At 64.4% G+C, this 11,629-nt stretch carries 4 protein-coding genes and 1 pseudogene; 2 read left to right on the top strand and 3 right to left on the bottom strand.

Features of this window, described 5'->3' with window-relative positions:
• Positions 1–98: 98 nt before the first annotated feature.
• Entirely contained in the window at positions 99–1,016 is a 918-nt protein-coding gene (locus tag H7F36_RS18975) for a LysR family transcriptional regulator (RefSeq protein WP_187052242.1), read from the top strand.
• Between the two features lie 28 nt (positions 1,017–1,044).
• Here H7F36_RS18975 and H7F36_RS18980 read toward each other — a convergent pair whose 3' ends face one another.
• The 3 genes and pseudogenes from H7F36_RS18980 to H7F36_RS22500 form a co-directional block, all read right to left on the bottom strand.
• Positions 1,045–5,556 carry a beta strand repeat-containing protein gene (locus tag H7F36_RS18980; protein WP_187052243.1) on the bottom strand — a complete coding sequence of 1,504 codons (4,512 nt, stop codon included), beginning with the start codon at positions 5,554–5,556 and terminating at the stop codon, positions 1,045–1,047.
• Between the two features lie 162 nt (positions 5,557–5,718).
• Positions 5,719–10,251 carry a beta strand repeat-containing protein gene (locus tag H7F36_RS18985; RefSeq protein ID WP_187052244.1) on the bottom strand — a complete coding sequence of 1,511 codons (4,533 nt, stop codon included), beginning with the start codon at positions 10,249–10,251 and terminating at the stop codon, positions 5,719–5,721.
• A 129-nt stretch (positions 10,252–10,380) separates the two neighbouring features.
• Positions 10,381–10,797 (bottom strand): annotated as a pseudogene (locus tag H7F36_RS22500) (hypothetical protein); the annotation flags it as partial.
• A 142-nt stretch (positions 10,798–10,939) separates the two neighbouring features.
• Here H7F36_RS22500 and H7F36_RS22325 point away from each other — a divergent pair.
• Positions 10,940–11,245 (top strand): hypothetical protein, encoded by a 306-nt coding sequence (locus tag H7F36_RS22325; RefSeq protein ID WP_261802393.1) that lies wholly within the window; start codon positions 10,940–10,942, stop codon positions 11,243–11,245.
• Positions 11,246–11,629: the final 384 nt, after the last annotated feature.

The raw sequence follows: 11,629 nt of genomic DNA on the forward strand, positions 1-11,629 counted from the left end.
CCTTACTCTGTTTCCATTAGAAGAACAATCAGTGCAAATCCACATGTGAGAATTCAGTTCGCCGGCAAGCCATGCCGCGCGCTGCCAGGAGCACCTCTATGGACCAGATCCAGGCAATGCGGGTTTTCGTTCGCGTTGTAGAAGCAGGCACGTTCACCCGTGCCGCAGATTCCCTCGGCCTGCCCAAAGGCACAGTCACCAAACAGATTCAGGGGCTGGAGGCGCACCTGCGCGTGAAGCTGCTGAACCGCACCACGCGCCGCGTCACCGTCACGCCAGACGGCGCTGCTTACTTCGAGCGCGCTGCGCGTCTGCTCAACGACTTCGACGATATCGAGGCCAGCATGACCAACGCGCAGGCCAACCCGACCGGGCGGCTGCGCATCGACGTCGGCACCTCTGTGGCGCGGCTCATCATCCTTCCGGCGCTGCAAGGGTTTCTCGATCGGTATCCGGACATTCAGGTAGACCTGGGTGTCAGCGACCGCCCGGTCGACCTCATCAGCGACAACGTCGATTGCGTCATTCGCGGCGGCGAGCTGACCGACCAGTCGCTGGTCGCGCGCCGCATCGGCAACCTGGCCTGGGTCACCGTCGCATCACCGGCCTACATCAAGCGCTACGGAACGCCAACGCACCCGAACGACATTGAAAAGCGGCATTTGCTGGTCGGCTTTTTTTCGGGGAGCACGCGCCGCCTGTACCCGCACGAGTTCCAGAAAGGTGATGAGCTGGTCGAGCTCACCGGGCCTTACCGCGTGTCGGTGAACGAAGGCAACGCACACCTCGGCGCGGTCCTGGGCGGCTTCGGAATTTCGCAGTGCATCACTTACGTGGCCGAGCCCTACCTGGCGAGCGGCGAGCTGGTGCGGGTGCTGCCGGATTGGACCGTGCCGCCGTTACCGGTGCATGTGGTCTATCCGCCCAACCGGCACTTGAGCGCCAAAGTCCGTGCCTTCGTCGACTGGGCGGCCGATCTGTTTGCGAAGAACCCGAAGCTGCAAGGGCACGGCTGAAGGTCGGAAGGCATCGACCGCGCTGGCCTCAGTTGACCTTCACCTGGAACAGCACGGTGCCGGTTCCGCCCGGTGCCAGCGAGCCGGTAAACGTCCAATCGAGGGGGCCGGTGCCACCAGTGGCTTGCGCTGTCGGGCATGTGACGGTCGCTGCGGGCAGCGGGTTGGCTGGCGTGGTCTTCACGCAGGCCGTCAGCGTGCTCGGCGTGCTACCGGCCAGGGCGCTCACGAAGCTCGAGTAGGCGGGCGTCGTATCGTTGATCGCCAGGGTGCTGATCGATGCGGCAGCGTTGTTGGTGTAGGTGATGCGATATTCCAGCGTCTCACCCGACTTGGCCTGGTTGTTGATGCCGAAGACGCCGGCCTGCGTCACGTTGCGCACTTCCTTTTTAAGATCGAGCGCGGCGCTGCTGACCGTGGTCACATCCGTCACCTGGTAACTGGCCGACAGCGCCGGGGCGGCGTTGGTGAAGGCGAAGCCTGCCTGCACCGTGACGGTATCGATGTAGCCGCTCTGCGCCGTCGCCGGGATGAACTCCTGCATCACGATACAGACCTGCTGGCCTGCCACCACTGTCGTCGGAGCCGCTGGCGGGTACAACACTGCAGCGCCTGCTTGCAGCGTGCCGGTGCAACCAACATCGGTAAGAACCCTCTCGTTCCAGCCATTGAGGGCCGGGGTCGCCACCGACGACGCAATCGAGAAACTCACCACGCCGCCGGTCTGCGCAGTAAAGGTGTGGGCATAGACCACCGTGTTGCCGGGCAGACCGGTCTTGACACCATCGGCAGCAAACGTATTGGCGTCGACGTCTCCGAAGTTCAGTCCGCTGTGCCCGGCGCCGTTGAATGCGAAGGCGATGCGGTCGGGCGCGCCGGTGCGCGCGTAGGTGTAGCTGGTGCCGCCGACCGTCACGGCGAAGCCCGAGGGCAAGGCCGTGGCGCTGACCGAAGCGCCGGTGGAAACGCGCACGCCCGGGTTGGTTTCTTCCACGCACAGTGGCGCCCCGGCTGCGACGCTGCCGGGCACGATCAAGGCGTAGCTGCCACTTCCGCTCGTGAGACCCTGCGCATAAGCCGTGCCGGAACAATTGGTCAGCCTGACACTGACGCCGGCCATGCCCGCTTCGCTGCCGTTCATGACCCCGTCGTTCGGCGTCCCACTGCCCACGCCGTTGTCGGTGAAGACGCGGCCCGTGACGCTGAAGCCGAAGGCGTTGATGAAGGTGCAGCTGAACACCGCGCCGTTGACCATGTTGGCCGCCGGAATGCTCAGCACATTGCCGGACAGCGTACCTAGCGGCCCGCTCGGGTTGCCGCTCGTGGCGGTCTGCGAATCGACGCAGCTGGCGCTGACCGGGTTGGCTGGCCAGCCGGCGGGCGGGGTTTCAGCCATGCTCACCGCCGTGGCCGCCGTGCCGGTGATCGTCGCCGCGCCGCTGGCCGTGCCGGCGCCCACCACCGTGATGCTGTCGCCGGGCTGGCTCAGTCCGCCCAGCGCAAAGCTGAAGACGTTGCTGCCCGTGCCGCTCACTGTTGTCTTGACGATCTGCACCCGGGGGCTGGGCGATGCGGTGTTGGTGAAGGTGCAGGTATAGGACGCACCGGCGCGCATGTTGGCTGCGGGAATCGTCGCGGTCGTGTTGGTCGAACTGATTGCTACCGTGTTGCCGGTAACGGCGCTGTTGCCGTCCACGCAGCTGCTGCTGGTGGTGTAGCCCGCAACAGCTGTTTCAGTGGCGCTTGCCGCTGCGCCCACCGTGCCGGTGTGGTTGGCGGCGGAGGTCACCGTGGCGCCTGACGTCACGGTCGTGATGCTATCGCTGGTATTGCTGACGCCGACCAGGGTGAAGGCGAACGAGCCGGTGCCGCCCACCGAGTTCTTGGCCAGCGTGACCGTTGGCGCGGCCGCCACGACGTCGGTGTCCGTGGCCGAGCACGCGCCGGTGCCGGCGTTGAATGTGCCGCCCGCTGCCGCACAGCTGCTGCCGGTACTGGTCGCCACCGTGGCAGTGGCGACGTTGCTGACCGAGGCGCCCACGGCCGCCGTGACCGTGGCGTTGACCGTCAGCTGGTAGCTGCCGCCAGCCGGAATGCTCGGCGTGGTGAAGCCGGCCTGCAAGGCTGCGACCGAGGGCGGTGTGGTGCATACGCCTGGCACGGCACCGCAGGCGACTGTCGTCTTGTTCAAGCCCGTTGCCACCGGGTCGACCAGCGCGACGGTGGACGCCACCGCTCCGCTGTTGGTCACGGTGACCACATAGGCTGTGCTCGCGCCCGACATGACGCTGCTCACCCCGTCGGACTTCGTCACCGACATATCGGGGCGGGCCGTGTTGGTGAAGGTGCAGGTGATCACTGCACTGCCGCGCATGGCCGTAGCGGGCAGGCTGGCCGTGTTGCCGCTCAGCGTGGCCAGGTTGGTCGTGACGTTGCCGCTGGCCGCGGTATTGGCGTCGAGGCAGCTCACACCGGTGGGGTTGGTCGGCCAGCCCGTGGGCACGCTCGATTCCTGCATCGTGACGGCCGTGCCGACGGAGCCGACCTGCGTGGTACCAGAGGCCACCGTCGCTGCGCCCGTTACCGCCACGGTGTCGCTCGTGCTGCCCAGGCCGGTCAACGTGTACCCAAAGCTGTTGCTGCCCGCGCCGTTGGTGGTCGTCTTGGCGAGCTTGACAGTGGGCGCAGGCGCCACCATGAGGCACTGGGCCGTGACGCCGTTGAAGAAGTTGGCCGAGAGACCGGTGACGTTGGTGGTGGTGTTGGTGAATGCGGCGGGGTTGGTGGTGCAACTGGCGTTGGTGGCGCCTGCAAGATTGGTCACGGCGACGGTCACCGTGCAACTGCTCGTTCCCGCAGGAACGGCCGCATTGGTGACCGTGATGGCCGTACCGCCCGCCGCTGCGGCCGTTGCCGTACTGGCGTTGGTGCAGGTTCCTCCGATGGCAGGCACGGCCGCAATACGCAGGCTCGACGGCAGGGTGTCGGTAAAGCTTGCCGTCGTGGCCGCTCCGTTGGCGGGATTCGTCAACGTGAACGTCAGGGTGGTGCTGCCGCCCGGAACGATCGAAGGTGCTGCGAAGGCCTTGGTCAGGGTGCGTTGTGCATTGACGAAAGTACAGCTGATGTCCGCCCCGTTTCGCATGGCGGTTGCCGGGATGCTAAGGCTGGTGACGTCCGCCACCCCGCTTTGCGCGACCGGATTGGAGTTGCCGGTGATCGCCGTATTGGTGTCGTTGCAAACGATGCCGGTCACGAAAAAGCTGGCGGGAATGGTCGACTCGGCCACGCTCTGGCTGGTATTCAAGGTGCCCATGCGCTGCGCACCGATCACGGTCGCGGCATCGACGACGCTGATGGCCGTGGTGCCGGCCGCAATCCCGGCCGTGGTCGTGAGGCCAGCGTGGGTGAAATTGAAGGCATTGGTGCCCGTGCTGCCGGCCGTCGTTGTCTTGACCATCTTGACCAGTGGCGCATTCCATTGCACCACCACGCGACCGTTGCCCCCCTGAGCGCCAGACCCATTGCCTACCGCCGTGGGCTGCGCTGCGGCGCCACCGTAATAGGTGTCGCCGCTATTGGGGGCCCCGCCGCTACTCGGCGCTTGCACCCAAGGGGCGGTGGCAAAAGAACCGGAACCGCCGAGGATGTAGGCCGACAGGAAGCTCGAGCCCCCGCCGCCCGCCGTGTCGTCGCACCGGTTGGTGGCAGAGCCGCCACCGCCGCCGTAATAGCCAGCGCCGCCACCCGAACTGTCGCCCCCGCCGCCCATGCCTGCCGCTGACGAGGAGCCAAGCCCGCCGTACCATTTGCTGCCGTTGGTGGAATTGCTGCCGGCAAGAACCGCCGTGCCGATGCCCTTGGACCCGCCCCCAGACTGGGTGCCGCCCCCTGCAGGGGTGTAAACGGTGGCGATGCACGTCGCACCGCCTCCGGGATTCATGCCACTGGTGCCGCCAGTCCACCCTGTCAGGCCTCCGCCGGAGCCCGGACTGTCACCCCACGATGAGGCATCCGCACCGCCGCCGCCGCCCGCCACGATGATGGGATCAGCGCTGCCGTTGACGCTCCCATACAGTGCGCCGAAAGGCGATGCGCCGTAGAAAATACCGGACAAACCGCCGCCCTGCGAGTGAAAAAACACGGCACCCGTAGTGGGATTGCGCGTGCCACCGCCCCCATAGGGCGTGGTCAATGCTGCCCCATTGGGAAAGTATCGGCCCCCATCGCCCACCACGACGTACAGGGTCGTGCCATTGGCAACAAAGCCGCCTTTGGCAAAGGCGCCAGCGCCACCGTAACCTCCGTAGCCGCTGTTTCCAAACTCACTGACGTTGACCCAATAGCCCGTCGCTCCCGCCGCGCCCCAGACGCGGGACTCGACGTAATTCCCCGCCGGGACGGCGAGGGTCTGGTCACCGCCGGAATTGGTCACCACCCTGCAGTTGTTGTAGGCAGCGCCCGCCCCCGGTTGCCCTGCCGGCACCGTGCCGCTCGGCGTGCAGGACGTGACCGCCGCCTGTGCCGGCAGCGCAAACATGGCGGAAGCCGCTACCGTCCAAGCAACCGCAACCAGCCGGCGCCGCATTGCCGCGGCGACATGCGGGCTACGCGACACGCGACTGGTTAACGACCTGAAGCCGGTAACCAGCTTCCTTGGATTTGGAGTGCGTTCGCATCCGGCGCTCTACCTTGGTCAAGATCAGTTGACCTTCACCTGGAACAGCACCGCACCGGTACCGCCCGGCGCGAGCGACCCGGTGAACTTCCAGTCGAGAGGGCCGGTGCCACCCACGGCCTGCGCCGTGGGGCATGCGACGGTCGCTGCCGGCAGCGGGTTGGCAGGTGTGTTCTTTGCGCAGGCCGTCAGCGTGGCCGGCGTGCTCTCCAGCAGGGCGCTCACGAAGGTCGAGTAGGCGGGCGTCGTGTCGTTGATCGCCAGGGTGCTGATCGGTGCAGCGGCGTTGTTGGTATAGGAGATGCGGTACTCCAGCGTCTCCCCCGACTTGGCCTGGTTGTTGACGCCGAACACACCGCCTTGGGTGACGTTGCGCACTTCCTTTTTCAAGTCCAGTGCACTGCTTCCGACCGTGGTCACGTCGGTTACCTGGTAGCTGGCAGAAAGCGTGGGTGCTGCATTGGTGAAGTTGAAATCAGCTTCCAATTTGACCGTATTGACGTAGCCGTTTTGCGCCGTCGCCGGGATGAACTCCTGCATCACGATGCAGACTTGCTGGCCTGCCACCACTGTCGTCGGCGCCGCGGGCGGATACAGCACCGCAGCGCCTGCCTGAAGCGTGCCGGTGCAACCGACATCGGCAAAGACCTTCTCGTTCCAGCCGGCGAGGGTCGGCGCTGCGACTGCGGATGCAATGGTGAAGCTCACCGAGCCGCCCGTCTGCGCGGTGAAGGTGTGGGAGTAGCTGACGGTGTTGCCGGGCTGACCGCTCTTAGCGCCATCGGCGGCAAAATTGTTGGGGTCGACATCGCCGAAGTTCAACCCGGCATGGCCGGTGCCGTTCCACGCGAAGGCGATGCGGTCAGGCGTGCCGGTGCGGGTGTAGGTGTAGCTGGTTCCGCTCGTGGTCACGGCCGCACCGGACGGTAGCGCCGTGCTGCCGTAAGAGGCGCCGGTCGAGACCCGCGTGGCCGGGTTGGTTTCCTCCACGCACAGTGGGCTGCCCACTGGCAGGGACGAGTTGACCCCTATCTTGAAGCCGCCGGTTCCATCGGTGATGGTCGTGCCGTAGATGATCGCCGCGCAGTTGGTCAGCTTGATGCCGACGCGTGCCACGCCGACCTCCGCGCCGTTGATAAGCCCGTCGTTAGCTGTGCCTCCGCCCGCGCCGTTGTCGGTGAAAACTCGCCCCGACACATCCAAGTTAGTCCCCGGCGTGGTCACGGTACAGGCGCTGCAGGTACCTACCGAGGTCGTCACGGTATTGACGATCGTCGTGGTGCCCACCGGCAGCGGGTTGAGAACCGTCACGGTGAAGGGCGTCGTGACACTGCCAGGGGCTGTGGTGATGCTCAAGGTGCAAACGATGCCGGCGGCCGAGCCGGTGGCGCATGACCACCCTTCGCCCGACCCGGTGTAGTTGGTATGGTCCGGTACGGTCTCGCTCAACACGGTTGTACTGCTGCTGCCGCCCGTATTGCGGACAACGATGTTGTAGAGGAAGACATCTCCGCCCGCCACCGTGGCGGTGCCGGTCGTCACCGTGCCGTTGACCTTGACGAGCGCCTTGGACGTATCGAGAACCGCCACGGTCGGGTTGCTCACGCTGCAACTGCTGCAGGTGCCGGTGGAGGCAGTGACGCTGTTGGCGATGCTCGCCGTGCCCACCGGGAGCGGATTGAACACGGTGACGCGGTAGCCCAGCAACGTGGTGGCACCTGCTGCCACGGTCACTGTCTGGGTGCACGCCGTGCCGCTTGCCGCGCCATTGGCACAGGACCAGCCCACGCTCGGGGCCGCGGTGCTGAAGACGGTGTTGGCCGGAACGGTGTCGGTCAGAGTAGTCGGGCCTGACGAGCCGCCGGTGTTGGTCACGCTGATCTGATAGTCCAGGATGTCGCCCGCCTTCACAGAGGCACCCGGCGTGGCCGCAACGCCGTTAATGCCCTGCAGCACTTTAGTGGTGTTGAGAATCGCAGGAGGGGCGGCCACGGGGGTGTTGGTGTAAGTGCAGGTAATCGACGGCTCCACCGACGACACCGTGAAGTTCACTGGCGGCGTGGCATTGGTCACCGGCGATGTCGTGTTATTGCAACTCACCGTCGTCGTGTAGTTGGCCTGGCTGCCGGTGGTGAAGTTCTCCGCCAGCAGTCTGATGGTGTTCCCCTGGGTGACAAAGACCGATGCGCCAGTGGTCGGCGTGCTTCCACCCAGGGCGTCCGCAGTGAGCGTGGGATTGGACGGGCTGCCTGAGAAAGTGCCGCCGGTGGTGGTCGCCGTAATGGCGTCGTTGGGGGTGATGTTGCCGGCAAATACCTTCCTCAACCGCAGCCTGAAGATATTGAGAGGCTTGGGGGTGTTTGTGTACGTACAAACAATCGGCTTGCCGGTGTCGACCGCGCCTATCGCCAAGGTGTTGCCCGCCTGGCCATCGGTACCACTCAAGGTACCCGCCGTACAAGCCAGCGACGTGGTGTAGTTGGCGGCACTGGTCGACGGGGTGAAAGTCTCGGCCGGTAAGTTGATGGTGTTGCCCACCGCCACCGTGGCAGGTAGGCCGGTCGTCGTGGTCGGCGTAGTGGCGGCAGTCGCGGTCGACGACAGCGTTGGGTTGGTGCTGCCGCCGGTGGTGGTCACCGTGATCTGGTCGCCCGCAGTCGAGTTGGCTGCCCATGTCTTGTTCAATTGGAGCGTGGTCGGGGCCGTGTTGGTGATGTCACAGCGGATGAACTCACTGTTGCCCGAGACGAAGCCGCTGGGCACCGTCAGCGTCCAGCTGCCCGCTGCGCCGGCCGTCGTGGCGTACGCCAGATTGTTGCCGTCCTTGCAGCTGATGGTGGGGGTGTAGTTGGACAGCGAGGTTCCTGAGCCCGCCGTCTCGCTCAATGTCACTGTCTGACCGGCGTTGACCACCACAAAGGGAGTGCCGCCCCCGCCACTGGCGTAGGTGGCAGGCGCTGTCACGTCGGCATTGCCTGGCTGGCTGTTGACGCCGCTGATGCGCAAGGTGAAGTTGCCCGAATCGCGCGCCACACCAACGAATATCTTGTTCAGTGTGATTTGCGGCTGCTCGTTGGTGAAGACGCACTGGATGTTGGCGCCCAGCACCATGTTGGCGGCCGGGACGGTGTAGGTGGCGGTGGCGGTGTTGGAAACGATCGGAATCGTCGCCGGGTTGCCCGAGTTGGCTGCGTTCAGATCGGTACACACCGCCGATGCCGGCGCGCTGGGCCAGTTGGCGGTAGTCGCCTCGGTGATGGTCACCGCCGTACCCACGGTGCCGCGATGCTCCTGCGCCGCATATTGAGTGACCACCGAGTTGTTCGGGGTGAACGAGAGCGCCGCGCTGCCATTGGTGGCGCCGCTCACGGTGAAGTTGAAGGTCGGTGACTGTGAACCAGGACGCGCCGCCTTGGCCAACACCACCACCGGCAGTGCGGCATTCGTCAGTGTGCAGGTCAGCGTGCCAGTGGCACTGCTGGCAGGCACGGTCACGGTGCCGCCCTGGGCGATGTTGTTGACGGTGGTCGTGCCGTCGGTGCAGGAGTAGACAGGCGCGCCGGCGCCAGTACCAAAGCGTGCTGCGCCCGCTCCCAGGGTTTCGACGGGAAGCGTGAGCGTGGCGCCCACCGCCGCGGTACCCGGCGTGCTGCTGGTGCTGTTGTTGCTCGGCGGCGTTGCGCCCGACGTCGAATTCACCACGCCGGTCGCCGTGATCATTCCCGCGCTGAGGGCCGGAATGGTGGCTGTGCTGGTGGTGCCGTTGTTGTCGGTACCGTTGCGCCAGGTCTTTTGTAAAATTATGGAAGCCGGCTTGAGCGTGTTGGTGTAGGTGCAAACGATCGCTTTGCCGTCGTCAGCTGCGCCTATCACCAGCGAGTTGCTGTTCTGGCCATTCGCCGGAACATTGGTGCCGTTCAAGAAATTGGCCGTGGCACCGCCATCGGCCGTACAGACCAGAACGGTGGTGTATTTGGCGGCACTGCCCGCCGAGACGAAGGTCTCTGCCGGGAAGATCAGACTGTTGTTAACGCTCACAGTAACGGCTGCGCCGCTGGTACCCGCTGTGCCACCTGCCCTGCTGAACGCCGGGGCATTGCCGGGCGTGCCGCCGGTGGTGGCGGCAATGTTGGCCGTGTCGCTGGCCAGGCTGCCTGTGCCCCAGGACTTGGCGGTTTGCAATGTGGCCGTCTTCACCGTGTTGGTGTAGGTGCAAGTGATCATTGCTGCAGCGCCAACAGCCGGGTTCTGCGGTGCCGCGACTACGTTGGAGTAGGTCCCGCCTGCGATCGGGCCGCCCGGGTAGGTCCACCCGCTTGGGGGAAAGGACGCATTGTTCCCGTCGATGCAAGTCAGGTTTGGTTTGTAGTAGGCAAGCGTCGTCGTGTTGCCGGCGGTTTCAGCCACCGTCACGGTAGACCAGGCAATCCCTGAGTCCGTCGCATCGATCATTACCCAACCGGTAGTGCCCCCATTGCCCTGGTTATTTTGTGGGTTGGTACCGCCGCCGGGAAATGCTGTGGTGGCATTGGCCCCGACGAACGAAAGGTTGAACAATCCGCTGTCCCCCGGGGGCGGGGTACCGACGACGGAGTCATTCAATCGAATAATGGGATTGATGAAGGTCGTGACTGAAGAAGTGTTATTTGCCGTGTTGGTGTCCGTGCCGCCCGTGGGAGTCGTGGTGACCGTAGCGGTGTTGACAACCCCTGTAGACGGGCTGGTAAGCGTATTGGCTGTAACGGAGTAAACGATCGTACAGGTGCCACCGGCCGGCAACGTCACTCCACTGCCACTCAACGTGTTGCCGCCGAACGTCGGCACCGGGCACGTGACTCCAGCCGAAGGCGTCGCACTCACCACTGCTGGCGAGACGAAGTTCGAAGGTACCGCATCGCTGTATGTGACGTTGCTGGCGGTGGGCCTGCCAGCAGCGTTGGCAATCACCAACTGGTATTGAACCGTGCCCGAAACGGGCGCTTTAACGTTAGTGCCCGGTCCGATGAAAGTACCCGTCGTGCCGAGCCGCTGACTTTTCACGATGGACAGGTCAGGCACTAACGAGTTGGTGAAAGTACACGTGATGTCGGCACCGCCTCGCATGGCTGTGACGGGCACCGTAGCCGCGTTTCCTGACAAAGTGCCAAGGTTCCCCCCACCGTTGCCCGTGCTCGCACCGTTGGCGTCTATGCACGAGACACCAGTCGGATTTGCAGGCCAACCTGTTGGCACGCTCGACTCGGTGATGGTGACCGCAGTGATTGATCCTGCAGTCGCCGTGTGTGCCGCAGGCGCTGCCGGACTTGTGCTGGGACTGGTAAACGAAATGTTTTCGGTGGTGGGCGATACACCGGACAAGGTAAAACCAAATGCCGTAGTTCCCGAACCGTTAGTCGTTGTTTTTTTAACTCTGACGATAGGCAGCGCCGCGTTGGTGATAGTGCAGCTAGCCATCCCGGTTAGCCCAGTGATGGAAAACGATCCGTTGCCCGAAGGATTGGCGGTAGCGGTTCCGCCTCCACCAGTACACACTGCTTGCTGGAAAGCGTAAGCCGCGGGAATACTTGTCTGCGTCACATTCGCTGAACTGCCCACAACCCTCATGGCCTGATTGCCGACTTGGAGTGTCGTGCCATCCATTTCCACAAAAGTGTTGCCGCCCACTGCCTGAGTTTTGGATGCATCCACCCCTACTGTGTTAACGACGTAGTCGATATTTGTGCCTCCGAGCACGAAATTACCGCCTGCGCCGCCAATCGTTTTCTCGATCAGGCAAATGGAGGGGCCCATTTCGACAACAACGTTGTCAATTGAGACGTCGTCCACAACACCACCATTGAGCTGCACTGCGCTGAAGGACAAATTGGCCGTCGATGTAGACCCAGCTGGCAGCCGGAAAGAGTAGTTGTTAAAAACATTTCGTGGGTTGGCACCA

The organism is Variovorax sp. PAMC28562 (assembly GCF_014303735.1).
Lineage (GTDB): Bacteria > Pseudomonadota > Gammaproteobacteria > Burkholderiales > Burkholderiaceae_C > Variovorax.